The 26232-nt window shown below is 65.8% G+C and carries 18 protein-coding genes and 1 tRNA gene; 12 read left to right on the forward strand and 7 right to left on the reverse strand.

Annotated features, from left to right (window positions below; all coding sequences use genetic code 11):
* Positions 1-129 precede the first annotated feature (129 nt).
* Together HK353_RS08775 and HK353_RS08780 are read left to right on the forward strand one after the other, a co-directional pair.
* Complete coding sequence (locus tag HK353_RS08775; RefSeq protein WP_342589863.1) at positions 130-2409, forward strand: LCP family protein; 2280 nt, start codon at positions 130-132, stop codon at positions 2407-2409.
* Positions 2406-4685 (forward strand): FAD/NAD(P)-binding protein, encoded by a 2280-nt coding sequence (locus tag HK353_RS08780; RefSeq protein WP_342589864.1) that lies wholly within the window; start codon positions 2406-2408, stop codon positions 4683-4685. The genes HK353_RS08775 and HK353_RS08780 overlap by 4 nt, the downstream gene beginning before the upstream one ends.
* Before the next feature lie 443 nt (positions 4686-5128).
* On the opposite strand, the gene HK353_RS17465 is transcribed toward HK353_RS08780, so the two are convergent.
* Both HK353_RS17465 and HK353_RS08790 read right to left on the reverse strand, forming a co-directional pair.
* The gene (locus HK353_RS17465) at positions 5129-7501 is read right to left on the reverse strand and encodes a YhgE/Pip family protein (RefSeq protein ID WP_173155286.1); all 2373 of its coding nucleotides are present in this window, start codon (positions 7499-7501) and stop codon (positions 5129-5131) included.
* The gene (locus tag HK353_RS08790) at positions 7498-10458 is read right to left on the reverse strand and encodes an MMPL family transporter (protein ID WP_173155288.1); all 2961 of its coding nucleotides are present in this window, start codon (positions 10456-10458) and stop codon (positions 7498-7500) included. The genes HK353_RS17465 and HK353_RS08790 overlap by 4 nt, the downstream gene beginning before the upstream one ends.
* 202 nt (positions 10459-10660) lie before the next feature.
* On the opposite strand from HK353_RS08790, the gene HK353_RS08795 reads away from it, so the two are divergent.
* Together HK353_RS08795 and HK353_RS08800 are read left to right on the forward strand one after the other, a co-directional pair.
* Positions 10661-11323, forward strand: a complete 663-nt coding sequence (locus HK353_RS08795; protein ID WP_245395897.1) for a TetR/AcrR family transcriptional regulator — start codon at positions 10661-10663, stop codon at positions 11321-11323.
* Positions 11324-11420: 97 nt separating this feature from the next.
* Complete coding sequence (locus HK353_RS08800) at positions 11421-12437, forward strand: hypothetical protein (protein ID WP_173155290.1); 1017 nt, start codon at positions 11421-11423, stop codon at positions 12435-12437.
* Positions 12438-12452: 15 nt separating this feature from the next.
* Here the strand turns inward: HK353_RS08800 and HK353_RS08805 are convergent, their stop codons facing one another.
* Positions 12453-13601, reverse strand: coding sequence for a C45 family autoproteolytic acyltransferase/hydrolase (locus tag HK353_RS08805; RefSeq protein WP_173155292.1), 1149 nt, complete (start codon positions 13599-13601; stop codon positions 12453-12455).
* Between the two features lie 94 nt (positions 13602-13695).
* A complete protein-coding gene (locus HK353_RS08810) occupies positions 13696-14778 on the reverse strand; it encodes an MBL fold metallo-hydrolase (protein ID WP_173155294.1) in 1083 nt (360 codons plus the stop codon).
* Positions 14779-14877: 99 nt separating this feature from the next.
* Here HK353_RS08810 and HK353_RS08815 point away from each other — a divergent pair, with 99 nt between their 5' ends.
* From HK353_RS08815 to HK353_RS08825, 3 genes are all read left to right on the forward strand, one after another.
* The gene (locus HK353_RS08815; RefSeq protein ID WP_173155295.1) at positions 14878-15087 is read left to right on the forward strand and encodes a hypothetical protein; all 210 of its coding nucleotides are present in this window, start codon (positions 14878-14880) and stop codon (positions 15085-15087) included.
* A gap of 2 nt (positions 15088-15089) precedes the next feature.
* On the forward strand, positions 15090-16466 hold the full coding sequence (locus HK353_RS08820; protein WP_173155297.1) for an APC family permease: 1377 nt from the start codon (positions 15090-15092) through the stop codon (positions 16464-16466).
* Positions 16467-16797: 331 nt separating this feature from the next.
* Positions 16798-17337: an MOSC domain-containing protein gene (locus tag HK353_RS08825; protein ID WP_173155299.1), complete on the forward strand. Its 540-nt coding sequence runs from the start codon at positions 16798-16800 to the stop codon at positions 17335-17337.
* A gap of 315 nt (positions 17338-17652) precedes the next feature.
* Here HK353_RS08825 and HK353_RS08830 read toward each other — a convergent pair.
* Together HK353_RS08830 and HK353_RS08835 are read right to left on the reverse strand one after the other, a co-directional pair.
* Positions 17653-17740, reverse strand: a tRNA-Ser gene (locus HK353_RS08830).
* A gap of 174 nt (positions 17741-17914) precedes the next feature.
* Complete coding sequence (locus tag HK353_RS08835) at positions 17915-20437, reverse strand: maltokinase N-terminal cap-like domain-containing protein (RefSeq protein ID WP_173155301.1); 2523 nt, start codon at positions 20435-20437, stop codon at positions 17915-17917.
* Between the two features lie 265 nt (positions 20438-20702).
* Here HK353_RS08835 and ilvA point away from each other — a divergent pair, with 265 nt between their 5' ends.
* From ilvA to HK353_RS08860, 5 genes are all read left to right on the forward strand, one after another.
* A complete protein-coding gene (ilvA, locus tag HK353_RS08840; RefSeq protein WP_173155716.1) occupies positions 20703-21974 on the forward strand; it encodes a threonine ammonia-lyase IlvA in 1272 nt (423 codons plus the stop codon).
* A 216-nt stretch (positions 21975-22190) separates the two neighbouring features.
* Complete coding sequence (locus HK353_RS08845; protein WP_173155303.1) at positions 22191-23195, forward strand: NAD(P)H-quinone oxidoreductase; 1005 nt, start codon at positions 22191-22193, stop codon at positions 23193-23195.
* Between the two features lie 3 nt (positions 23196-23198).
* Positions 23199-23795 carry a proteasome activator gene (locus HK353_RS08850; protein ID WP_173155305.1) on the forward strand — a complete coding sequence of 199 codons (597 nt, stop codon included), beginning with the start codon at positions 23199-23201 and terminating at the stop codon, positions 23793-23795.
* A complete protein-coding gene (locus HK353_RS08855; protein ID WP_342589865.1) occupies positions 23792-24388 on the forward strand; it encodes a hypothetical protein in 597 nt (198 codons plus the stop codon). Before HK353_RS08850 ends, HK353_RS08855 begins: the two co-directional genes overlap by 4 nt.
* Positions 24385-25227 carry an HAD family hydrolase gene (locus HK353_RS08860; RefSeq protein WP_173155307.1) on the forward strand — a complete coding sequence of 281 codons (843 nt, stop codon included), beginning with the start codon at positions 24385-24387 and terminating at the stop codon, positions 25225-25227. Before HK353_RS08855 ends, HK353_RS08860 begins: the two co-directional genes overlap by 4 nt.
* A gap of 68 nt (positions 25228-25295) precedes the next feature.
* On the opposite strand, the gene HK353_RS08865 is transcribed toward HK353_RS08860, so the two are convergent.
* Entirely contained in the window at positions 25296-26156 is an 861-nt protein-coding gene (locus tag HK353_RS08865) for an HAD family hydrolase (protein WP_245395899.1), read from the reverse strand.
* Between the last annotated feature and the right edge of the window lie 76 nt (positions 26157-26232).

Below are 26232 nucleotides of genomic sequence, written 5' to 3' on the forward strand. Positions count from 1 at the left end.
GGCGACACTGCCGCCAGCGAAAGCGACTCGACACCGCAGTCGAGCTCGCCGCAGCAGAATTCTCGACCGTCTGAGCCTCGCCGCTCGGGATCCGAGCGCCGTGACTCGCAACAGCAGCCGACGTCGGCAGTGAACCCTCGCCGGTCCCACACGAGCTCCGATCAGAATCCCGGTCGGGACTCCAAACGGTCCGCCGATGCCCGATCCGACTATTCGTTCCGCACAAGCTCCCGCTCATCCGGCGAGGCGTCGGACAACCGACCCGGCGACAGCAACCGTGACGCAGGATCATCGTCCCGCTCCCCGCATGCTCCGCCTCCACGGCCGGTCGCCCCGCGCACTCGCCGCGAAGCCCGCATGCTGCGCGCAGCCGCAGCCAGCGGAGCCTCTGCGGCCGGAGTTGCCGCGGCAGCAAGCTCGAATACACCGGATGATCCGGGCGCCGGCTCACGGCGCGGTCCTGCCCACGATGCCCCGCGCACGTTCGCACGGGACGAATCGGCCGCCTCGGCGAGGGATTCCCGCGGTTTCGACCGCACGGACGACGACGCCGAGCCGGACTCTGCCCCGACCACACGCCGCGACGCCCGTGAACGGCACGCAGCCGAATCCCGCGGCCGGGGCCGCAAGAAGTCATCCGCCGCACGAGGCGCGCGCAGCGCCGCGGCCGCAGCAGCGGTGGGCGCGGGCGGCACGGCGGCCGCGGGCGGCGCATCGTCTGCCGCAAGAGGAGCTGACGACAACGGCTCCGCCCACGACGAGAAGTCCACCGGTCACGAACCGGGACGTGCCCGTCGCCATTCCTCCCGCCTCGGCGAATCGTTCCCCAGCCTCATCGGCTGGACCTCTCTGAGCACCCTTCTGCCCGGTGTCGGACTGCTGCGCACACGCTTCCGGCCCGCCGGGCTCATCGTCTTCGGTCTCTTCGTCATCACTCTGCTCGTCGGGCTCGTCTACCTGCTGGTCAAGGGACCGGTGCGTGCGGTCGCCACGATCGTCGCCAGCCCCTCGCTGCTGAACTTCCTCGCCATCGCCGCCGTGCTCGTGGCCGTGATCTGGATTCTCGTGATGGTCGTATCCCACCTCGGGCTGCGCCGCGGGCACCGATACCGGCCCTGGCAGAACAAGATGGCCGGCGTCCTCGTCGTCTCCCTCGCCCTCATCATCGGCATCCCGCTGGGCGTCGGCTCGGTCTTCGCCCGCGTGCAGTCCGACACGGTGGCCAGCCTCTTCGGCGACAGCACCGGCAAAGCCCACAGCGCCGAGGAGCTCTGGGCGGACAAGCCCTATATCAACGTCTTCCTCATGGGCCGCGACAACGGCGACGACCGTGAAGGCACCCGTCCGGACACGATGCTCGTGGCCTCCATCGACACGAAGACCGGCAACGCCGCGCTCATCTCCGTGCCCCGCAACCTCGCGTTCCCGGTCTTCCCCGAAGGCAGCGAACTCGAAAAGGCCTGGCCAGACGGATTCCGCCCCTCCGGTGACTCGTCTCAGGACCTCATCAACGCCGTGTGGCAGTGGGGTGAGCAGAACCCCGACCAGATCGGCAATGCGCACGGGCTCGAACCGGGCATGTGGACGACGATGCAGGCCGTCGAAGGCTCCTTGGGCCTCAACCTCGACTATTGGGCATCGGTCGACATGGCCGGATTCGAAGACGTCGTCGACGCCATCGGCGGAGTGAAGATCGACGTCGAACGCCCGATTCCGATGGGCGGCGGCAAGTCGATGTCGGGTGTGAAGAACGAGGTCTACGGCTGGGTCGATCCGGGCCCGCAGACGCTCAAGGGCAAGGACGCACTCTGGTACGTCCGCTCCCGCGAAGGCAGCGACAACTACGACCGCATGTGCCGTCAGCAGCGGATGCTCAAGACCACGCTCGAGCAGATCGACCCGCAGGAGATCGCCACGGCCTATCCGAAGCTCGCGAACTCCGCGACACGGAACATCGCCACGTCGATCCCACAGAACGAGATCCCGGCCTTCATCGAACTCGCCATGATGATGCAGAAGGGCGACGTCACCACAGTCCAGATCAACAATGACGTCACCCCGACCTACGACCCCGATTACGATGTGCTCCACAAGTGGATCCTCGGCGAAGTCAAGGGTGCGTCCGACGGAGAGGAGACACCGAAGCCGACGAACGACGGCAGCAAGTCCCAGGAATCCGAGGACAGCACCGGCTCGTCCGAGGACAGCACCGAAGACACCGCCACCGAGGAACCGGCCGATTCCGCGGATGGATCCACGGAGGAGGCCGGCGCCGAGGCGGACGCCACCGAAACGACGACGCCGGGTGAGCCCAACGCCGAAGGCAAGTGCTACCCGAAGGGCTACAAGCCCGGTGACGACTTCCCCGGCTACCCCGGACCCAACGGCGGAACCGGCGAGCAGGGGTGAGTCAGGACCGACAGACTCCCGTCCCCGCGGTCGCGATCATCGGTGTCGGACCGCGGGGTCTCACGGTCCTTGAGAGGCTCGTGGCTCTGGCGGCGAAGCGCTTCGCCGGCGCCACCGAGACCGCGCTGACCATCCACCTCATCGACCCGTACCCGCCCGGTGCGGGAATCGTGTGGCGCACCGACCAGCCCGAGTCTCTGCTGATGAACACCACCATCGCCGAACAGACCGTCTTCCCCGACTCCAGCTGCAGCTTCCTCGGCCCCGACGAAGAGGCGCCCGGTCCGTCCATGGCCGAGTGGTACCTCGCCAACGGCGGCACCGAACCGCTGCACTCGACGTTTCCCAGCCGCAGCCTCTACGGCCGCTACCTCCGCGACGCCTACCGGCGCATCCGCGAGGGCGCACCGGACTTCATCGAGATCGTCGAACACCCGACGAAGGCCGAATCCGTCATCGACCTGCCCGCGATGGACCTCCCCCAATCGGCTGCTGAAGGATCACGAGCCGCTGTCCCCGAACAGCTCGTACGTTGCCAGAACGGCACGACGATCGTCGCCAGCGCCGTCGTGCTCGCCGTCGGACACATCCCCAGCGCCCAGCCGGAGGAGCGCGCCCGCCTCGCCGCTTTCGCCGAACTGGGCGGCGGACTGTACCTGCCGCAGGGTCTGCCCGCGGAAACCCCTGTCGCCGAGGTGGCTCCCGGTGAGCGGGTCATCGTCCGTGGCATGGGGCTCAACTACTTCGACCTGCAGACTCTGTTCACTCATGAGCGCGGCGGTCGCTATGAGACACAGCCCGGCGGACTGCTGCGGTATGTGCCCAGCGGTGACGAACCGCGGCTGGCGCTGGGATCACGACGTGGAATCCCGTACCGCAGCAAACCCATCTGCCGTGAACATCCTCGGCGGGACTGGCCCCTGCGGTATTTCACGAAGGACAATATCGCTCTGCTCGCCGGGATCGAGGACCTCGACGGGGAGCGCAAGGCCGGTGCCCGGTTCAATGATCAGCTGTGGCCGCTCATCCTCGCCGACCTGCGTCTGGCGTACTATCACACGCTCTCCCAGGTCCGTCCCGAAGCGTTCGCCGATGACCCCGGACAGCTGCGCGAGGCCATCGGCGAAGCCGTCTCACGCCACCTGACCCGACGCACCTGGCAGGAGACCCACCCGCAGTCGGGCGAAGCCGGTGCTGACGAGGCTCGGACGGCTGCGCCCGCTCGTACCGCGGCCAGCGCCACGACCACGACCAGCGCTGCACGAACAGCCAGCGCCACGACCGCCGAGGATGCCGCCCGGCAGGGTCGCGTCACCCGCGAGGCCTTCGCCTGGTCGGAGATCGAAGAGGCACTCGTACCCGATCCCGCCGACCGCATGTCACTGCACACCCTGCTCAACCCGCTCGAAGGTGAGCTCTTCACCAGCCGCGAGCCGGGCGAGGCCGGCTCTCTGCACGAGTGGATGCTCGACTTCCTGCGCACCGACCTGCGCAGCTCTCTGGCAGGTCCGACCGGCAGCCCGGAGAAGGCGCTCTTCACCGTGCTGTGGCAGTCCCGCCTGCTGCTCAAGGAGCTCATCGTCGCAGGCCATATCGACCGTGTGAGCATCGACATGGAGATCCTCGGCTGGTTCGAGGGCTTCGTCTCGGGTATCTGCGATGGTCCTCCCCCGCAGCGGATCGCCGAACTCATCGCCCTCGCCGAGGCGGGAATCGTGTCCTTCATCGGCCCCGATATGCGCATCGAAGAGAACCCTGACGCTCTCCGCGAGTTTGAGGAGGCGCCCGAAGCTGAGGCAGAGAACGCAAGTTCCGGCATCGCTGCACCCCCGGAAGGGGTCGAGAGTCCCACCGCCGAAGCGCTGAGGCTCACGGATGAGGCGCAGCGGCCGCGGCCGGAGATCTTCACGGTGACCTCGGCGCAGGCCGCCGGAGCGATCACGGGCAGCGTCGTCATCGATGCCGCGTCCCCGACGAACTCCGTCTCACGTGCAGCCGATGTCCTGCTGTACGGGATGCTCGAGCGCGGTCAGCTCACCGCGGCCCGACTGACTTTGGACGACGGCCGAGAGAAATTCCTCAATGGACTCGCGCTCACGTCTCGCCCGTACCGCACGATCGATGTCGAGGGCAACGTCCACCCGCGCAGGTTCGCTCTGTCGATCCAGCTGTCGTCGAAGCAGTGGGGGCTGGCGATCGCAGCGAACCCGGGCACGAACGCGGCCACGCTCAACGACTCGCACGCAGCCGCCGAGGCGATTCTCGACCTTCTCTGAGGCCGCGTAGTCGTCCTCCTCTGAGACCCAGCAGGCTCTCCCCGGAGGACAGTCGCCGCGAACTCTCGGCCCGCCCATCCCCACCCGCGGCCCCACGGGCGCCAACGGCCCAGTTCCGCCAGCGCCGCACACCACCCGCGGCAGTTGCCGACCTCCACACCGCACAATGCACGAGGCCAGGTTCGATACACCCAGCTCTGTAATGCACAGGGAGGAAAGTGAGCATTTCAGAAATGGATGTCCCGAAACGGACTCGGGGGCCGAGCACCGAACGCGAACAGCCCAGTCTAGAGTGAATGGCCCAGATTCAAACATGGGCTATTCAACTCAGACTGGGCTGTTCGCAGAGGCGACGAGAGGCGACGCGTTGCGCTGGGCCGTTTGCACGCGGGCGAGGCGCTCCCGGGCAAGGGAGCGCCAGGCGCCGCGGCCACGAAGCGCGGCTACGCCATTTCGAGGGCGGCTTCGGGCTTCGTAGTCCGTGCCCGGACGATGGCCAGCAACGACATCACGATGCCGATGACCGCCCAGGCCAGCAGTCCGCCGTACGCGGCAGCCTGTCCGGTGGTGCCCGCGGCGATCGCGGCGAAGCCGTTCATCGACGGAGTCAGCGGCAGGATCGGCGCCACGAAGTCGAAGAACTGCGGCACCGCCCCGATCGTCCGGCCCGCCACGGCCAGCACCACGGCGATGACCGACAGGAACCGGCCCACTCCTCCGAACCACGCCACGAGCGCGAAGTTCAGGATCATGAACACGATCGCTGAGACGAACGTGAGCACCGCGATGTCGAAGCTTTGGATCGCGTCGATGTCCATCACGGTGACCGCGAGGATCGAGAGCACGAGCGCCTGCAGCACCCCGACGACGAGGCCGGGCAGCAGTCCGCGCGCCCACACGGCGAACGAGGACTTCGTCGAAAGCAGAGCCCACGCCGGGATCGGCTTGAGCACCGTGTAGGTCACCAGTCCGCCGATCCACAGGGCGAGCATGATGAGCAGCGCGATCGTCGATCCCGCCAGCACATCCGTGACGCTGTCCGTGTCCGGGGAATCGATATTCGCCGAGGCGACCTTGGCCAAGCGGTCACGTTCCGGAGCCGTGTAGGACGGCACTTCGTCCGCACCGTCCTTGACGCCGTCAGAGAACTTGCTCACGCCCTTCGCGTACTTGCCCGTGCCCTCATCGAGCTTGTCGAGGCCGGCCGCGAGTTCGGACGTGCCGGTCGCGGCCTCGGAGACGCCGTCGGTGTACTTGCCGACACCGGTGCTGTATTCGCTCAGGCCATCACTGAGCTGCCCGGCACCGTCGGAGAGCTCCGAGGAGCCGTCGGCGACCTTGCCGATGCCCTTGGACAGGGCCGGCATGCCGTCGGCGAGCTGCTGGTTGCCGTCGGCGACCCCGGCAGCTCCGTCACGCAGTCCCTTCGAGGCCTCGAGGAGCTTCGGAGCGTTCTTCGAGATATCCTCCATGCCCTTCGTCAGCTCACCGAGGCCGTCCTCAAGTCCCCTGACGAACTTGGTCATGCCTTTGCTCTGTGCTTTCGCACCCGATTTCAGCTCGTCGGCTGCGCTGAGGAGGGACTTCTCGGTCTTCGAGTCCTCCTGCTCGAGCCCGTCGGCCGCGCCTTTCATCCCACCAGAGAGTCCTTGTGCATAAGCGGTCTCCATTGCCTTGCATGACTGCTCCGGAGTACCGGCGGGACAGAGACCGGCGCGGATCTTCTTCGCATCATCGTCGGTAATGACCTTGTCCGAGACCAGGTCGTCAAGACTTATGGCGCTGCTCGCGGCGGTGGACTTTGCATTCAGCCCGTCACGATACTGGTGCAGTCCATCGGAGAGCCCTGAGACGCCCGTGGAGAGGTCCTTCGCGCCTTCCTCGAGCTCCTTGCCGCCCTTGGTGATGTCACCGAGGCCGCCTTCACCCGAGTCTCCGGATCCGGCGAAGCCCTTGATGATCTCGTCGATGGACTTCGTGTACTCGTCGACGCCGTCGGAGAGCTCACCGGAGCCGTCGGCCAGCTTCTGCGTGCTCTCGGGCAGCTTCGAGGTCTTCTTGTCGAGTTCGTTCAGACCCCCGGACATCTCCGAGGCGCCCTTGGACAGTTCGCCGGCGCCCTTCGACAGCTCCGTGGCTCCGGACTTGAGCTCGCCGCCGTTGTCACTGAGCTGCTTCATGCCCGTAGACAGTTCGCCGGCGCCTTCGGCCGATTGTCCGGTGCCTTCCTTGAGGCCTTCGGCACCCTTGTCGAGTTCCCCGGCGGCGTCGCCGAGGTCCTTCATCTGGTCACCCATCTTGTTGAAGCCGACGTAGATGTTGTCGAGGTAGTTCTCGGTCATCTGCGTGTTGAAGGTCGTCCGCGCCACCTCGGCGACGGATCGGGAGATCTGCGTATCGAGCGCGGGAGCGGTCCCGGAGACGTCGACGTCGAGCTGCGTCTGCGTCGCCGACTTCGCATCATCGACCGAGGTCACGGCGCGGGAGAAGCCTTCGGGGATCGTCAGCTTCGCGGCGTATGTGCCGTCGGACAGCCCGTTCTGCGCATCCTCTTCGTCGGTGATCACCCAGTGGATGTTGTTATCGTCCTCACCCACCAGACCGCTGGTCAGCTGACGGCCGATCGGCACGGTCTTGCCGTCGACCTTCGCCCCGTCGTCGTTGTTGACGATGGCCGCCTCAATGGTCTCGAGACGATCGCCGCTCTTCCACGTGGCGAGGATGAATCCGGCCGCCACGATGATCGGGATGAGGACAAGGCCGAGGAGGGAGAGCCAGTTCACCGGCTTCTTCGAGTTCGCACGTTCGAGTCTCACGACTGCACACCTTCCATGTTGGTGCTGTCGACGGCGTGGGTGTGTTCGCCGTCTGATTCGCTGTCGGTTCCGCCCCGCTCATCGGGTCGAGCCTCGTCGAGGTCGAGGTGGAAGTAGTTCGTTTCGGGATCGAAGATCCCTGTCACATCCCCGTCGGGCAGGCCGAGGATGACGGTGGTGCCTTCGGCGACGAGCTGCGGCAGCAGATCGCGCAGGTCCCGTGCCGGTCCGGCCGATTCCCGTGCCCCGGCCGCGAGCTTCTCCGCCCCGTCGATGACGAGCAGATCCGGCGCCGAGGCGGCCATCCGAGAGATGTCGCGCGGACTGATCATCCGGTCGGCTTCACCCCGGTTGAGGTCGAGGTAGGGAACCTGTCGGCGGACCCGTCCGGCGTGTTCGGGCAGAACGTTCTGGTCGATCTTCATCTCCCCGGCCGTGAGTCCGACGCGGCCGGACACAGCGAGCAGGAGAGCCCGGCGGGCATCGCCGCTGGCGACGAGGATCTGGCCCGGCAGCAGGGAGATGTCGACGCGGGCGAAGCCGCGGTCCCCGGAGTACACGCCGATTCCGCGTCCGTAGACCCGGTAGTCCGAGTTCGGCTCCGGCCAGTCGCGCAGGGCCACTTCGTGGGCGAGGCCCTCGCCTTCGACGTCGAGGCGCGGCAGGATCCGATCGAGCCACTTCGGCAGCCACCAGGCCTTGTCGCCGAGCAGCTGCATGATCGCGGGCACCAGCGACATGCGCACGAGGAAGGCGTCGACGAAGATGCCGGAGGCCAAGGCGAGCGCGATCGACTTGATGATCGGTTCGCCGGCGGGCACGAAAGCCGCGAAGACGGAGAACATGATGATCGCCGCAGCCGAGACGACGCGGGCGGAGGAGGCGAACCCGGCCCTGATGGCGTCCTTGGCCGAGGAGCCGTGGACATAGGCTTCGCGCATGCCCGAGACGAGGAACACCTCGTAGTCCATCGCGAGGCCGAAGAGGATGCCCATGACGATGATCGGCAGGAAGCTGATGACCGGTCCGGTACCGTCGATGCCCAGGGGGCCGGCGAAGAGTCCGTCGTGGAAGACGAGGACGACCGTGCCGAAGGAGGCGAAGACGGAGAGGAGGAACCCGCCGGTGGCCTTGATCGGCACCGCCACGGAGCGGAAGACCATCATGAGCAGGATGATGGAGAGTCCGACGACGAAGATGCCGAAGGGCACGAGAGCCTTGCCGAGCTGGTCCGAGACGTCGATCTGGATCGCGGTGGCACCGGTGACGGCGGTGTCGAAGTCGAAGTCGTCCTCGATCTCCGTGCTCAGGTCCCGCAGCCGATCCACAGTGTCGAGGGTCGCCGGATCGTCGGAGGCGGTGGTCGGAATGATCTGGAAGAGCCCGACGGTCGCGTCCCGGTTCGGGGTGGCCATGATGACCTGCTCGACGCCGTCGACCTTCTCGATGCGCTTCTCGATCTCCTCGACGTCTCCGAGCGGATCGTCGCTGGTCACGATCTGGCTGGTCATGACCAGGGGTCCGTTGTAGCCGGGCCCGAAGTGCTCGTCGATGAGGTCGTAGGTCGCCCGCGCCGGGGTGCCCTGCTCCTGGTCGCCCGCGGTGGGCAGGGACAGCTGGAGCTGAGTGGCGGGGATCGCGAAGAGCGCGAGCCCGCCGACGATGACGACGATCGTCAGCAGCGGGATCTTCGTGACGACCTTGAGCCACCCGGCGAAGAACTTGTTCATGATCGTCGGCGGGTACGGGTCGCCGCCCTCGGCGCGCGCCTCGTCGGCGATCCTCTCCCGCAGTGCCGGGTCGGCCGCCTCGGCGGGGGTTCCTGTGGATCCGTCGCCCGCCTCGGTGCCGGTCGATGATCCCTTCGCCGAGGCGGTCGTGCCCGTCGTCGCCCGCTGAGCGGCCGCGGCGTAGGCCTTCCGATAGCGCTTCGTCGGCTTCGGAGTGATCTTGGATTTGGCGAGTCCCAGCAGGGCGGGGACCATCGTCAGGGAGATCATCACGGCCACGGCAACGGAGCCGGAGGCGCCGATGCCCATGATCGTGAGGAAGGGGATTCCGGCCAGGGACAGGCCGAAAAGTGCGATCATCACGGTCATGCCCGCGAAGACGACTGCGGATCCGGCGGTCGCGACGGCGCGTCCGGTCGCCTCGAGGGGGTCGTGGCCCTCGGCGAGGAGGTCGCGGGCACGGGAGACGATGAAGAGGGCGTAGTCGATGCCCACGGCCAGACCGAGCATGAGCGCGAGCATGATCGACGAGGAGTTGATCGTCGCGAACGCGGTGGCCCCGACGATGAGGAGCACAGAGATGCCGACGCCGATGAGCGCGGTGATCAGCGGCATTCCCGCGGCGCGGAAGGAACCGAGGGTGAGCAGGAGGACGATGAAGGCGATGACGACGCCGACGCCTTCGACCCAGGAGATCTCGACACCGGTGATCTGGAAGAGCTCACCGCCGCCTTCGATCTGCGCTCCGGGCAGGGCGTCGCGCAGCGGGTCGAGCGCCTCGATGAGGTTGTCGCCGGCGTCCTCCCCGACGTCCTGCTGAGTGCCGTCGTACTGGACGGAGATCATCGCCGCCGTCTCGTCCTTGCTGATGGCACCTTCGACGAGGTCGGAGTACGGAGAGGTCACCGTGTCGACGTGCGGGAGGTCTTCGATGCGGTCGATCTCGTCTTCGATCGCGTCCTTGTACTTCGCATCCTCGACCGAATCGCCGTCGTCGGCGACGACGATCACCGAGGCGGAGACACCGGCGGCTTCGGGGAACGTCGACTTCATCGAGTCGAGAGCGGTCTGCGCCTCCGAACCCGGGAGTGTGAAGTCATCGTCGAAGTCTTTGGAGAAGGCGGCGACTCCGGCTCCGACCAGGACGAAGATCAGCAGCCACGCGGCGATGAAGCGCCACGGGGTCCGATACGCACGACGGCCCAGGGCGTAGAGGAAAGTTGACACGAAAACCTCGATACGAAAGTGTATTGGATACAGTGTTGTATTGTTGTGCAATACCCACCCTCCATGCAAATGGATCCCAGGTTGAGCGGGGATTCCCATGAGATGCTCAGGCGCCTCGCTCTCCGCCCCGCCGTTGCTGCCGGCTCCGATCCGGCACAGAGAACTGCACCACCTTGGCCGTCGCCGACCCCACCGCAGCGAAATGACGATGAACACAGACGAACTCAGCCCACGCAGACGCCAGACCCGATCCACCCTCGTCCAGGCCGGCACCTCGGTCTTCGCCGTCCGCGGCATCGACGGCGCCTCGATCGAGGAGATCTGCGAGGCCGGAGGCCTGACCCGCGGGGCGTTCTATTCGAACTTCTCCAGCCGTGACGATCTGGTACTCGCGATCATCGAGATGCGCACCTCGGAGAACCTCGATCGCCTCGACGACACAGTCCGGCGGTGGTCTGAGCAGCTCATGGCCACTGCCGAGGTGCCTGAGATCAAAGCTCTGATGACGCAGTTCATCGACGATGTCTTCAATGAGAAGAAGCAGACCGTGGCCGAGACGCTCACGGAACAGGAGATCGAGCTCTACTGCCTGCGGATCCCGCATCTCCACGCCCGCTATGTCGAACTCAACGCCCCTCAGCTCGACCGACTGGCCGCACTCGTGACCACGGCCCTCGACGTCGCCGGCGCCACGACGAAGCAGCCGATCGGCGACTTCCTCACGGTCATCATCTCCGTGTTCAACCGGATCGCCCTGACTGCGGCAGCCGGGAAGAAGATGGACGAGCACGTCGCCATCGATCCGAGCCTCATCGTCGAGGTCCTCATGCACCTCATCGACTTCTGTCCCGACAGCGATGGCTGAACGAGTCTGCCCCGACAGCGATGACTGGAGGCGATCGCCCCTATAACAAGGTCTGAACGCACTCGACGAACCGGTTCGAGGCACTAAGGTGGTGCCCGTGAACGAACTCCAACGCGAATTCTCTGCTTTCATCAATAATATGGACGTCCGCCTCGGCGCGTTCGTCCTCGCCGACCTCCCGGAGACCTTCGAGAAGGAGGACGGGGAGACCGTGAAGTTCCCGAAGGACTTCGGGCCGAAATCACTGCCGATGCTCGAACTCTTCGTGCTCTCGAAGTTCCCGAACACCGAAGAGATCCTCAAGCCGGAGAACCGCCGCTTCTTCGAAGGACTCATCCGCTACCTCGGCGAAACCTATCTGCGTGCGATCGGCGGGATCTGGGACCACGACGAGTCGACAGGCAACGGGATGCCGTTCATCCGCCCCGACAATGCCGACGGCCCTGCCGCCGGTGAGCCGATCCCGCTGGTGGGGATCGTGCTGGCTGCCGTCGATCAGCGCAGCGCCGAGGTGTTCACCGCAGTGCTCGACAAGGCCAGGGAGCTCCTCGGCGGGGACGGACAGCCGCGGCGCAAGTGCACTGGGCTCTCCCTCGGCGTGCTCAACGCCGAGAACTCGAGCGAGGAGGAGGTCGAATTCCTCACCCGCTTCATCGGCACCGTCGAACCTGGCATCGCCGCCTGGACTCAGGAGCAGGCCGACCCGAGTTCGTGGGGCTTCGACCGAGAGAGCCTCGCCCGTCTGGGCAAGCAGGTCGCGGTCCGCTACGACGGCCCCGACGACATGATCGCCGAGGACGAGACCCCCTTCACCGCCGGCGCCATGCGCTTCATCGGTGAGACGGTGCGCCGCATCGCCTTCGGCCAGTGGCGCTACGGCGCCGAACTCGAAGCCGATGATCCTCGCAGCAAGCAGCCGTTCATCCGCTTCGTCATCGGCGATCAGAATCTCGACCTCGTGCCGTGGCGGCTCATCCAGGCAGCACTGGAGAACGACGATGCGATCGCGTCTGCCCTCGACGCGGTCATCGAGATGCGCGAGCAGGAAGCCGCCGAGGCGGACGAGAGTTCCGATGATTCCGCCAGTGCGGCGGACGGAGCAGACGAGGACTGAGCGACCGCCGCAGGTTCAGAGTTGGAAGCGGCGGTTTCCGTGCAGACCGTCGGCCGGTGAGCCGGGTGCGAGGTCGATCTGTTTGCGCGCGGGATCGATGCGCACGCTCACCAGGGTCGCCGAACGATCCCCGTAGGCGGCGCCGGGCGCCGGAGTGCAGCACACAGGCGCGTCTCCCGGCCCTGTCGTCACCAGCTTCGTGAGATCTGCGACCGTGACGGCCCTGCCGCCGCGCGCCAGCGCACGTTCGGCTTCGAAGCGCACGACCGCCTCGGCGAGGTGACGGTAACGTTCCTGCGAGGTCGAATCGGGACGCAGCTCGAGCGCACCGTCGAGCAGATCCGGGTGCAGGAAATGGTTCGTGTGGATGAGGAACCCGGACTCCCCCGTCTCCCCGTCGGCCCCGTGCACCGCGCGGGCCCGTCGCTCGCGCTTGTGTGCACCGGCGATCTCGACCTGGACGGCCGCCTCGGCGGTGATGACGGTGATGATCGACGACGATGAGGTTGGGGCTGAGTCGATGATCTCGAGCGCCTCGGCGAGGGTGCCTGCTTCGGCCAGGACCCGGGCGAGGATCATGTGGATGGGCACTCCCCCGTCCGTGTCGCGGGTGTGCTTGAGGATGTTGAGCAGCACGCCGACGCCGGCCTCGTTGAGACCGATCTTGCCGAGCATTCCGAACTCGGCGATGCCCACATGCCGGTGCTGCCCGGGCACGGCACCAACATCGTTGAAGTGCCACAGAGTGGAGAAGTCCGCCGCCCAATCCCAGTTCTGCGCGGCCACGGAGGTGCCCGGGCTGGTGTGGCTCACGGTCGAGCATTCGGTCGGCGCGGCCGGTGCCTGGGTCATGATCTCGGTCCGGGCGACGATCTCCATGAGCTCGGTGACGTCGATGCCGGCGCCTGCGGCCACGGCAACGACTTCCTCAGCCCCGGTCGGCCACCATTCCTGCAACCGCTGCCAACTCGACGCGGCCGAGGATTCCACGGCCGCCTCGGTGATGGACAGGTGCGCGAAGTAGCGCCGATACGCCTCCAGGGTGGAGGCGATTCCCGTGCGCAGCTCCTCGCCACGGCGGTGACCACGTTCGACGTGGTCGCTCGCATGGACGGCGAAGGTCACGGGCCGCACCTCGGCGGCGGGAACGAATTCGGTGCTCATGCTGGTTCCTCCTTGCTTTCCCTCTTCTTCCGGCCGGGCGCGGTTCAGCTTCCTTTGGCCGGACCCGGTTCAGTTTCTTGCGGCCGGGCCCGGCTCAGTCCTTGCCGACGAGAGAGCCGACGCCGATGTCGATACCGAGATAATGCATGTGCGCGGCGGTTTCGGCAAGGGCGGCGAAGAGGTTGAAGTTGTGCAGGCTCTCGAAGCCGCGGGACCAATGCAGGCCCGCCGCGATCGAGTAGACGCTGTGGTCGTCGGTGGCCTCCATGCGGGCGCGGATCTCGCCGAGGCGCTCGTGATGGTGTTCGACGAGTTCGACCTTGCGATCATGGAGTCCGGTGAAGCGGAAGCCGTGGGCCGGCAGCACCGCTACGTCCTCGTCGAGCTCGCCGATCTTCTCCAGCGAGCGCAGATAGTCGCCGAGGCTGTGCGTGATCGCCCCGGAATCGAGGCCGATGTTCGGGGTGATCGTCGGCAACACGTGGTCACCGGAGAAGAACAGTTTGTCCTCGTCGCGGACGAACGCCGAGTGTCCGTAGGTGTGCCCCGGAGTCCACATGGCCGTCACCCGACCCTCGTCGAGCGGGAGCTCTGTGCCGTCATCGAGGACGTGGATGTTCTCCGGCAGCTGGCTCATCGCCTGTCTGTACAGGCTCATCGAGTCGCTCTTCGACCCGCCCTTGCTCGATCCGACCTGGAGGCTTTCGACTTCGGCCCAGCGATCTTCGGGGACTCCGTAGGCGCGAGCGATGTTGAGATTGGGATCGATGCCGGTGCCGAGGTCGACGGCGTTGGTGTAGAAGCGCTTGATCGCGCGCAGGTCCTCGCCGTGCATGGCGACCCAGGCGTCGGGGTTCTTCGCGAGCAGTGCGGGCACGAGCCCGATGTGGTCCCGATGATAGTGGGTGATCGCGATTCCGTGGATGTCGGCGACCGTGAAGCCGAGGTCGTTAAGCGCCGAGGTGAGCGCCAGGTACTGGTCCTTGCCGTCCCAGCCCGGGTCGATGAGGACGACGCCGGAGCCGTCTGCGAGGGCATAGCAGTAGGTGTAGACGAGAGGGTTGTTGGGGATCGGGACCGGCAGGGCCCAGACGCCTTCGGCCACCTCTTCGACCGGAGGCAGGACTCGGTCTCTCCATGCCGTCGACTGCTGGGAACTGAGCGTTTCGATCGCCATACTGCTCTCACACCTCTCGTGGGGCCACATTGTCCGTTGACTGCAATCTACTCTGTTTCGAGTCGGCGCTGACGGTTCGTTCGATAACTGGTCATCGTGATGACCGCCGGCACTACCGATATCGTTGCTGATTTTGACGATTTTCATCGGAAAGGTCACGATTTCACACTGATACCCGTCCCGATCCTCGGCGATGGTTTCGTTTTCAGTACCTTGGGCGTTAAGATCATGACGCACATCACTTCCGGGCCGGTCATCGATGGCAACGTCGACGGCCCGGTGGGCGGCATGACCCATCGGGGAGGATAGATATGGCTGCCTCTGGCTCACTGAAGCGCAACCTCGGACTGTGGTCCATCGTCGGACTTGGACTCGGCTATATGACGCCGACGGTCGTCTTCGACACCTTCGGAATCGTCTCCGAACAGACGAACGGAGCGGTTCCGGCGGCGTACCTCGCGGCTCTCATCGTCATGATCTTCACGGCCTTCAGCTACGGCAAGATGGTCAGGGTCTTCCCGACCGCGGGGTCGGCCTACACCTATACGCGGGAGACGATGTCACCGGGGCTCGGCTTCCTCGTCGGGTGGACCTCTCTCCTGGACTATCTGCTGCTGCCGATGGTCAACTGCCTCATCATCCGGCTCTACATGGAGTCGATGGTCCCCGATGCTCCCCCGTGGGTGTGGGTCATCGTCTATACGATCGTCACGACCGGCATCGTTCTGTCCTCGATGCGGGGGACAGCCAACATCAACGGCGTCCTCCTCGTCTTCGCGGTCGTGCTCGTCGCCACGTTCTGCGTGCTCGCCGTCATGCAGCTCAACGCCGGCGAAGGGGCCGGAGTCGTCTTCAGTCCGGAGCCGTTCATCCATGAGGGCGTCCACCTCGGCGCGGTTCTCACCGGTGCGACCGTCGTGTGCTTCTCGTTCATCGGCTTCGATGCGGTGACGATGTACACGAACGAGGCGAAGCACGTCAGCCTCATGCCGAAGGCGATCATGCTCACCGTTCTCGCCGGCGGTCTCATCTTCCTCGTCGCCGGCTATTTCGCGCAGCTGCTCTTCCCCGACAATTCGCAGTTCACCATCGTCGACGATCCGCTGCCGGAGATCGGCATGATCACCGGCGGCCACGTGTTCCAGCTGTTCTTCGTGGCTGCGGCATTCGCTGCGACCGCCGCCTCGGGGTTGGCCTCGCATGCGTCGGTGTCGCGGATGATGCTCGTGATGGGCCGCAACGGGGTGCTGCCGCGCAGGGCCTTCGGATACATCAACCCGAAGACGCACACTCCGGTGTTCAATATCGTGCTCGTCGGTGCGGTGTGCCTGCTGGCGATGTCGTTCAGCCTCGAACTCATCTCGGCGCTCATCAACTTCGGTGCGCTCATCGCCTTCACGTTCGTCAACCTCACGGTCATTGCGCACTACGCCTTCCGGACCAAGCAGGTCAAGGACTTCAAATCGGCGTTCACCTACGTCGTGATGCCGGCCATCGGCGCGATCCTCACAGGAATCCTGTGGGTGAGCCTGCACGGGACCGCGCTCATCGGCGGCCTCGTGTGGCTGGCGATCGGGATCGTGTACCTGGCCGTGCTGACCCGCGGATTCAAGCGCTCGGTGCGCAGCTTCGACGACCCCGAGGCCGACGCCGAGATGTCCGAACCCGAGGCACCAGCCCAACCCTGACCCTTCTTACTACCTGACGGCGGCCCAGCAACCACGCGCGCGGTTGCTGGGCCGCCGTCAGGTAGTAATTGGGAAGGCAAAAGCCCCCGAACTCTTCGCTGTTGACGAAGAGCTCGGGGGCTTTTCACGGGGCGGAAGCGGTGGGATTCGAACCCGCGAGTTATGACACTTGGCGCTGGGCGTGCCGTTCAAGCGCTGCATCGCTGAAATCCCGTCGTTCAAGGCGAAGCGCGGTTATCGGTAGGTCTACCTAGCGAAAAGCGCGCTCAGCCTTGAACGAGCGGAAGCGGAGTCTCTGTCGCGGGGCTGGTCGCATGGGAGAATCAGTTCCATGGTGTCCTCGGTTAGCGCAGTCCACTCCAGCCCTACGCATGACTTCAGCAAAGAGCCGATGCCCTCGATCACGCTCGTCGAAGGTATCGGCGTCTCCGGTGACGCTCATGCAGGCACGACCGTTCAGCATCGCAGCAGAGTGGCCAGGGACCCGAGCGCACCTAACCTCCGACAGGTCCACCTCATCCACGGCGAACTCTTCGAGCACCTCGACGAGGTCGGGTTCAACGTGGAGCCGGGCAGCCTCGGGGACAACATCACCACGCGCGGAGTTGATCTGCTCGAACTGCCGGTCGGCACTCGGCTGAGAATCGGTGAGGCGACAGTGATCGTCACCGGTCTGCGCAACCCGTGCCGTCAGATCGATGACCTGCAGCCTGGCCTGATGAAGCGCCTCGTGTCCAAGGACGACGACGGCCATGTTCGCCGGCTTGCCGGAGTCATGGGCATCGTCGCCCGAGGCGGAGTGGTTCGTCCGGGCGACCCGATCGCCGTCGAGCTTCCACCCTTGCCGCATCATCCGCTCACCACCGTCTGACAAACTCGCTGAAGGCACTTGGACACCCGGCGTTTCCGGCGGTCCTGGTCAAGAAGGACTCTTGCGCGACCGAGTCTGCGCGACACGGTCTGCAGCAGCGGCAGCGCGAGGACCGTCGTTCAAGCGCTGCACCGCGAGAATCCCGTCGTTCAAGGCCAAGCGCGGTTATCGGTAGGTCTGCCCAGCGAAAAGCGCGCTCAGCCTTGAACGAGCGGAAGCAGAGGATTCGCCGCGCGTGGTGAAGCGCCGTGGTGAGCATGTGAAAGCCCCCGAACTCTTCGCTGTTGACGAAGAGCTCGGGGGCTTTTCACGGGGCGGAAGCGGTGGGATTCGAACCCACGGTGCGGGGTTGCCGCACAACGGTTTTCAAGACCGTCTCCTTCGGCCGCTCGGACACGCTTCCCTCGGTTCTTCCAAGCCTGTGACGGAAATGGAGCGAACCCGGCCTGCTCGACGCGAGGTCGAGCCACCATAGTTTCTCACAACCGCAACAGCATCTGCCAATTGGCGGCTGCGTGGACGGACGTCACCGCCTCGGGGCTCAGCCGAGGCCGAGGCGAAGAGTCAGCGGAGGCGGTCAGTCCTTCTTGCGCTTCTTCATCCGGTTCCGCTTACGGTCAGTGCCCAGGAGGTCATCGAACACAGACCCGCCGGCAGGCTTCGAATCGTCCCGGGATTTGTCCGCTGATTCGTCGGGCCGTGCCGCGGAGTCGTCGCGACTCTTGTCCGGCCGCTCGGATATCTGCTCGCCGAATGTTCCGCGGTCGCTGCCGGAGTTCTGCGAACGCTCGCTCCACGTGTGGCCGAGCTTCGGTGCGTCCTTCGGCTTGGCCGGCTGCGATTCGAGTCCAATGCTGTCAGCGTCCTCCGAGGTGGCGCCGCGCGCCGCGAACGAAGCCGGGACTCGGCGGACCGGAGCTTCCGGTTCTTCCTCGTCTACGAATTCTTCGACTTCAGCAGGAGCCGGAGCTGGAGCCGCTTCGGGTGCATCGGCCTGGGGCGGGACCACGGTGGAGTCCTCGACATCATCGATGTCGGGATCCGCGACCGCGTCAACGGTGTTCTCCGCGGTATCGGCGACTTCGACCTCGTCGGCACCGGGGGCACCGGCTTCGGACTCATTGGTCACGGAACCGTCGGCTTCGGTTTCACCGGCTTCGGATTTGTTGGCTGCCAAGTCCTCGGCGTCCGGGGCATCGGCATCTGAGTTCGCGATCGCGGCCGCGACGGCGCCAGAGGTGCCGCGGGGTGCGGCAGCGACCGATTCCGAATCGGCGACGGTCGCCTCGTCGGCTGCAGGTGCCACGGCGAACGAGTCACTCGACTCAGCATCCGGATCCGAGGCCGAGCCTTCGCCGCCCGAAGCGCCAGCAGCACCGGCTGCGCCTCCGGATGCAGTTAAGCCCTCGGCTGCTTCGGACCCCGCTTCGGCGGATTCAGCCCAGGTGGGGCGGGTCTCAGCAGCCTCCTCGGTACGGGCGGGCTTGCCCTTGAGGACGAGGGTGAGCGTGGCCAACGGCACGGACAGCCAGTTCGGGCGGTTGCGCAGCTCGGTGACGACCTCGACGAGAAGCCGGTCGACCAGCGCCGCGCGCAGCACGGGATCGCTCAGACCGATGCTGTCGCCCCGCACCCGAGAATAGCCGGACAGCAACGAGTTCTGCACTTGAGAGGCCCACAGATATTCGGGCGAATCGAAGATCGCGCGCAGCGCTCCCGGATCATTGCCGAAACCGCTGACGACCAGCGAGCCGTCCTCGGAGTCGAGCGCATCGGTGCGCTGCAGGCGGGCGAATCCGGCGGCGTAGTCGATGCTGCGCAGCAGAGCCACGAGGTCGAAGGCAGCGGGCTTAGGGTCCGAGTCCGTCGAGTCCGTGAACTTCACGACCGAATAACCGTCGGTGGATGAGCTGACCACATGGTCGAGCGTCAGCTCGCCGTGGATCTTCTGCAGGGTGCCGATGGTCTCGAGGCTCTGCAGCCTGGCACGGTGGCCGCGCAGCTCCGGCACCAGCGAATCCAGGGCCAGCGGCGCCCGACCCAGTGCCCAGTCGATGCGTTCGACCCACTTCTGCACCAGCTGCTTCGTCGGCGCACCAGCGCCTTCGACGACACCGAACTCGGCGGCCATGTCCGTGTGGAGTTCGCCGATGCGCCGCCCCATCTCTGCGGCGTGGGCGTTGTAGGCCCCGATCGAACCGGAGTCGACGGCGCACACCGTGTTCACGGCCTCCCGCCATGCAGGTTCGGCGTCGACATCGACGTGGGAGAGCAGCGCCATCGGTGCCTCCATCTCCTGGACCTCGAACATGTCGTACCAGCGGCCCGAACCCCAGCCGATGACCTCGGGCACGCTGCGCGAACCCGCCTCGGTGAGCAGAACCGGAATCGTCAGCGACGACGGCATTCCGTTCTCGAGGACGCGGAAGAACGAGAGCTCCAGCGGCTCGTATTCGTCGTGGATGATGACGGTCGATTTGTGCTGCCCGGAGTCCGAGACCTCGATCGGGCGGATCTCGACGGGCATGACGTCCTCCGCCCCCACCGTGAGGTCACCGATCGACGGCTTCGGTGGGACCGCCTCGGCGGCGGTGTTCGTCGATCCATTCGCCGAGGCGGCCGCCCCGTTCGCGGTCACCGGGAACGGCATCGGCGCACGGTCCCAGGCTTCGGTCTTCTCCTGGCTGTGGCGCAGGGATTCGGTGGACAGCTGCCCGCCGTCGAAGACCTTACGCTTCGTGATCGCATCGGCCATGAGATTGACGAAGACGGGATCGGCGGCGCCGTCGTAGACGTAGACGGTGCCGAGTGCGAGGTCGTCGACGCGGCCGATGAGGGCATGGCGCAGGTGCATGTCCTCGGCGCCGCGCAGGGTCAGAGGGATGTTGAGGCGACGCAGGGTGGGTCCATCGCCGACGGAGATGACAGTCACGAGACCGGCGAAACCGCCGAGCTCCTCGGCGGTGTAAGTGAACGCGCGGGCCACCGACATGGGGGTGATGTCGGGGTCGGTCCCGAAATCTGCTGCGAGCTTGGGGAACCACGGCTGTCGGGGTATCCAGCTGGCTAACAGTTGTTCGAGCTCACTGCTGATGGCCATGACGTCTCCTAGAAGGGATTACGGGCATCCTCCATCCAATCATGATATGGGGTATTCGGGGTCCAGGGCGCACCCGAAACCCCGAAGTCGCAAGACGAATCACGGGGTTCGGGTAGTTGTGAGGCGAGTACGGGAGGGACGCGGGACGCTCATTGCGGGGCGGGCCGGGGCGGGTTCTCAGCGGCCCCGCGGCTGTCCTCATGTCGATACGAGTTGCCAGATGGCAAGACAAAGGGCGCACAATAGTCAGGTGGTTGAAACAGATATGGCACCCCAGAAGCTCACACTCGCCGGCGAGGTCGAGGCGGCTGCGCTGCGAATTTCCGATTCCGTCATCCTGTCGCCACTTCAGATCTGCGAGCGGCTGACGGCCGCAACCGGTTCCACGGTCTACCTCAAGCGTGAGGACCTGCAGATGGTGCGGTCCTACAAGATCCGCGGCGCCTTCAACTTCATGCTCCAGCTCGATGCCGACGAACGCGCCCGCGGTGTCGTCTGCGCCTCGGCGGGCAATCATGCCCAGGGCTTCGCCCGCGCCTGTAAGGAACTGGGTATCCAGGGCACGATCTTCGTGCCGAAGACGACGCCGAAGCAGAAGATCGAACGCGTCCGCCACTTCGGCGGGGAGCAGGTGACGATCGAGATCGCCGGCTCCACCTACGATGACGCCTCGGCGCTGGCGCACCGGTTCGCCGAACGCAATGAGGCACTCCTGGTTTCGGCCTTCGACGATATGCGCACGATCGCCGGGCAGGGCACCGTGGCCGCGGAGATCCACGCTCAGCTCGAAACCGATCCCGACTACATCATCGTGCCCGTCGGCGGCGGCGGAGTGCTCGCGGGAATCGCCGCCTATGCTGCCGAACGGATGCCGCACACGAAGGTCGTCGGCGCCGAACCCGCCGGAGCCGCCTCGATGATCGCAGCACTCAAGGCCGGCCACCCCGTGACCTTGGAGAACATCGACCGTTTCGCCGACGGTACCGCCGTGCGCCGGGCCGGCAACATCACCTATGACGTCATCGCCGACCTCGGCCTCGACATCCGCCCCGTCGCCGAGGGCGCGGTGGCCACCGAGATGCTCGATATGTACCAGGTCGACGGCATCATCGCCGAACCCTCCGGCGCCCTGGCCTCGGCCGGAATTGGCGGCCCGGACTCGGACAAGCCCATCACGATCGAACCCGGGTCGACCGTGGTGTGCCTGGTCTCCGGCGGCAACAACGACATCTCCCGCTACCCGGAGATCCTCGAACGCTCACTCGTCCACGAAGGCCTCAAGCACTACTTCATCGTCGACTTCCCGCAGGAACCCGGTGCCCTGCGCCGATTCCTCAACGAGGTGCTCGGGCCCGAGGACGATATCGCCATGTTCGAGTACGTCAAACGCTCCGACCGGGAGACCGGACCGGCGTTCGTCGGCATCCAGCTCGGCTATGCCGAAGACCTGCCGAACCTGCTCGAGAGGATGGAGGCCTCGAATATCGAGGTCGAGCGAGTCCACCAGAACTCGCCGATGTTCCGGCTCTTCGCCTGAGTGGCTTCGCTGCCGAATGTAGGTCGCTATCGGATACTTCTGAGCTCCAGAAGTATCCGATAGCGACCTACATTCGAGGGCCAGTATCCGATAGCGACCCCAATTCGAGCCGTGCAGCATCCTGTGCCGCCCTGCCTCATCCCGAGTGGCCCTCCGCCGAACCCCACCTCGCGAATGCCCCTGCCCACTCGCGTACCCAGCTACTAGAGTGGATGTATGCGCGCTATCACGATCTCCTCCCCCGGTGAGCCCGAGGTCCTGCAGGTCACCGACGAACCCACACCTGACATCGCCGCCGATGAAGTCCTCGTCCGCGTCCATGCCGCCGGCGTCAACAGGGCCGACCTGCTGCAGCGCCGCGGATTCTACGATCCCCCACCCGGGGCCACCCTGATTCCCGGGCTCGAGGTCTCCGGCACGATCGAAAAGCTCGGCGCCGACGTCACCGGCTGGTCGGTCGGCGACCGGGTGGCGGCCCTGCTCTCTGGCGGCGGCTATGCCGAGTACGTGCCCGTTCCCGCCGGTCAGCTGCTTCCCGTCCCCGATGACTTCGACCTCACCGAGGCGGCCGCCCTGCCCGAGGTGCTATCGACCGTCTGGTCGAACATCGTCGGCCGCGCACAAGTGCAGGCCGGTGAGTGGCTGCTCGTCCACGGCGGCGGCTCCGGCATCGGCACGGCCGCGATCCAGATTGCGCGCCACCTCGGCGTGAAGATCGTTGTGACCGTCGGCACCGATAAAAAAGCCGAATTCTGCCGCGAACTCGGTGCCGATGCCGTCATCAACTACCGCGAAGAGGACTTCGTCGAACGGGTCCGCGAGATCTGCAACCACGACGACGGATCGACCGGCGCCGATGTCATCCTCGACATCATCGGCGCGAAGTACCTCGAGCGCAATATCAAGGCGCTGGGCACCGACGGCCGTCTCGTCATCATCGGCATGCAGGGCGGAACGAAGACCGAGATCAACCTCGGCTGGCTCATGCAGCCGCGCAAGTCAGTCTCCGCCACGACCCTGCGGGCACGACCGAAAGAACAGAAGATCGCCATCGTCGCCGAGGTGGCCGACCGTCTCTGGCCAGCCGTGATCTCGGGCGACATCCGCCCCATCATCCACGAAGCCATGCCGTTGCCCGACGTCGTCCGTGCTCATCAGACGCTGGAGGACGGGGCGAACATCGGCAAGGTTCTGCTCATCGTCGATGAGGAAGGTGCATGACCAATGACTGAGAATCCCGAGTCCGCGGACGGCGTCCAGAACTCCTCGGGTGAGACGAGCGCCGCGAACACAGACGAGGCTGGGAACGCACACGGTGTGCCGAACGCCGACGGAGCGCAGGCCGGCCTCGCCAAGGCGCAGCACGATCAGGCGGATGTCTCGTCACCGGCGAAGGTGATGCGCATCGGCACCATGGTCAAGCAGCTGCTCGAGGAGGTCCGCGGCACCGAGCTCGATGAGAAGGGACGGCAGCGACTCGCGGAGATCCATCGCCGTTCCATCGACGAACTCGAAGATGGGCTGTCGAAGGACCTCATCGAGGAGCTCGAGCGCCTCGATCTGCCCTTCGACTCGGCCGACGGTCCCCCGACGACCTCGGAGCTGCGGATCGCACAGGCTCAGCTCGTCGGTTGGTTAGAGGGTCTCTTCCACGGCATCCAGACCGCGATCGTGGCACAGCAGGCCATGGCCCAGCAGATGGCCGGACGCGGCCAACTGCCTCCGGGAATAGTTCCGCCGGGGATGACGCCGGCCGACGGGCAGCCCGGCGAAAAGCAGGAGTCGGACCGCGACAATCGCGGCACCGGCAACTATCTGTGAAGCGCTTCTTCTCCGGTCTGCGCAAGAAGGCGATTCCGACCGCGGTCAAGGACGATGACCGGTTCGGCACCGGTCTGTGGCGCCACAACCGCGACCGCTTCATCCGCGCAGTCGACCGGTACTACACCACCGCGGTGGCCCTCCACGAGTCACGGGACTCCGGTGGCAGCGCCATCTCGGGAACCGCCTCGGGAGCCATCTCGGGAACCGCCTCGGCGGGGTCATCCGACGGCTCGGTCACGGCCGCCCCGGCGAAGGATCCGATCGACGTCATCGTCGACGGCACCCACCGGCTCAACGCACTCGTCGACGTCGTCGACGACCTCACCGCGACCCTCCACGCCCGCCACCCAGTCACCGGTCAGGTGGTGCCCGGACCCACTCGGCAAGCCGTCGGCGACTCACCGGAGCTGCTGACGAAGGCCTCATCGAAGGTCGGCGAGGCAGTGCTCGCGGCATCGATGGCACGGGCGGACGAGTCATCGGGACGGTCGATCGACTCGAGCGCGGAGGCCACGGTTCGGTTCATCACGGATGCCGAGGAGCTGCTGGGGCGGGCGCGGGAGATTCTCGCTAAGGTGGAGGCACAATGAGAACTCCGATCAGCCCCGATATCCTGCCGCCCGATGACTTCGACCTCGGCCTCGTCGCCAGCGATATCGACGGCACTCTGCTGCTGAATTGGAAGCCGATCTCGACGGCCACGATCGATGCGATCCACCGCTGCCAGGACGCGGGAATCCCGTTCGTGCTCGTGACCGGACGGCCCATGCGATGGTTGGCGCCGATCGCCGACCAGATCCCCGACCTCGGTCGGGTCGTCTGCCTCAACGGGGCGGTCGTCTACGACATCGCCACTCGGTCCGTCGTCGATGCGCACACTATCGACTCACAGACGCTGGCGGAGATCACCGCGGCGGTCCGCGTCGATCATCCCGAGGCCAGGTTCGCCTACGAGACGCTCAACGGCGGTTTCATCGACCGGGAGTTCGTCACCGGCCGACCGCGTGAGGCCAGGATCATCGGCGATGTCTCCGAACTCGCCGGCGAGGACGTCGTCAAGGTGCTCGTGCGTCTGGAGACGAGCGATTCGCAGGCGATGCACGACCTCATCGATCCGCTCGTCGACGGCACCTGTCATGCGTCGTTCTCCGAACCGGACAACGGCCTCGTCGAACTGGCACCGCATGGGATCACGAAGGCGAAGACGCTGTCCGACCTGTGCGACCACCTCGGAGTGGCGCGGGCTCAGGTGATGGCGTTCGGGGATATGCCCAATGACATCGAGATGCTGTCGTGGGCCGGGCACGGGGTCGCGATGGGCAATGCGCTGGGATCGGTCAAGGCGATCGCCGCGGCCGTCACCGACGAGGTCGACGACGACGGCGTCGCACGCTACCTCGACGCCGTCCTAGACACCCACCCAAACTAGTCCTAATTGCTACCTGACGGCGGCCCAGCTACCTCGCGCGAGGTTGCTGGGCCGCCGTCAGGTAGTAATCAGGGGCGGGTGTTGGTGGTGCCCTCTGCTTCGAGGAGAGTCGTGTCGAGGCTGAAGTAATCGACCAGTGCTACTGCCAGTCCGTCGTCGTCGACCGAATCGGTGACCACGCTCGCGAGCACCTTGAGTTCGTCCTTCGACTGCCCCATGACGATTCCGTGTTCGACCCATTCGATCATCTCGAGGTCGTTGAGTCCGTCTCCGGCTCCCACGGTGTGGGCGTGCTTGACTCCGAGTTCCTCGGCCACGATCTCCAGACCGCTGGCCTTCGAGACCCCGTCCGGGGCGATGTCGAGCCAGTTGCTCCAGCCCACCGAATAGCTGACCTCATGCAGTCCGAGCGAGTCCACGGCGGCGGCGAATTCCTCGGCGGTGCCGTTGACCTCGCGCATGACGATACGGGTAGCCTGCTTGGTCAGCAGCTCGTCGAAGTCGACGATGTCGAGGGTGTCGGATTCGGCGAGTTCGCCGACCGGGAACGGTCCGGACGCCCATCGGTGGAGGTCCGGATCCTCGACGAGGAACAGCGCCGTCGGCAGTGCCGCGTGCATCTGCTCGAGCGCATCCTTCGGGTCGAAGGACACGACGTGGTGCAGCTCCCATCCCAACGGCAGCTCCGGGTCGAGGCGCACGACCACGGATCCGTTCGAGCACACGATGAAGCCGTGCTTGAGGTCGAGCGCGTGGACGACCTCAAGCGCTCCCGGCAGGGCTCGGCCGGTGGAGACCACGAGGTGGTGGCCATCCTCGGCGAGCCGATCGAGCACCTGCTTCACCGACTCCGACAGGGATCCGTCGTATCCGACGATCGTGCCGTCGACATCGAGTGCGATGAGGTGCGGGGTCAATGTGTCTCCCAACGTATGCGTATATCTTCTTGTCGTCGTTCTTCCCGGCGCCGAGGCGACCGTACCCAACCGAGTCCCGCTGAGTTCC

Source organism: Brevibacterium permense (assembly GCF_013280495.1).
Taxonomy (GTDB): Bacteria; Actinomycetota; Actinomycetes; order Actinomycetales; family Brevibacteriaceae; genus Brevibacterium; species Brevibacterium permense.

What these genes read in the sequence shown, in the direction of transcription:
- HK353_RS08850 (WP_173155305.1), top strand. Translation starts at nt 23,199, where the DNA reads ATGACTGAGAATCCCGAGTCCGCGGACGGCGTCCAGAACTCCTCGGGT.
- ilvA (WP_173155716.1), top strand. Translation starts at nt 20,703, where the DNA reads ATGGCACCCCAGAAGCTCACACTCGCCGGCGAGGTCGAGGCGGCTGCG.
- HK353_RS08860 (WP_173155307.1), top strand. Translation starts at nt 24,385, where the DNA reads ATGAGAACTCCGATCAGCCCCGATATCCTGCCGCCCGATGACTTCGAC.
- HK353_RS08805 (WP_173155292.1), bottom strand. Translation starts at nt 13,601, where the DNA reads ATGAGCACCGAATTCGTTCCCGCCGCCGAGGTGCGGCCCGTGACCTTC.
- HK353_RS08815 (WP_173155295.1), top strand. Translation starts at nt 14,878, where the DNA reads ATGACCGCCGGCACTACCGATATCGTTGCTGATTTTGACGATTTTCAT.
- HK353_RS08820 (WP_173155297.1), top strand. Translation starts at nt 15,090, where the DNA reads ATGGCTGCCTCTGGCTCACTGAAGCGCAACCTCGGACTGTGGTCCATC.
- HK353_RS08835 (WP_173155301.1), bottom strand. Translation starts at nt 20,437, where the DNA reads ATGGCCATCAGCAGTGAGCTCGAACAACTGTTAGCCAGCTGGATACCC.
- HK353_RS08795 (WP_245395897.1), top strand. Translation starts at nt 10,661, where the DNA reads ATGACGATGAACACAGACGAACTCAGCCCACGCAGACGCCAGACCCGA.
- HK353_RS08825 (WP_173155299.1), top strand. Translation starts at nt 16,798, where the DNA reads ATGGTGTCCTCGGTTAGCGCAGTCCACTCCAGCCCTACGCATGACTTC.
- HK353_RS08845 (WP_173155303.1), top strand. Translation starts at nt 22,191, where the DNA reads ATGCGCGCTATCACGATCTCCTCCCCCGGTGAGCCCGAGGTCCTGCAG.
- HK353_RS08810 (WP_173155294.1), bottom strand. Translation starts at nt 14,778, where the DNA reads ATGGCGATCGAAACGCTCAGTTCCCAGCAGTCGACGGCATGGAGAGAC.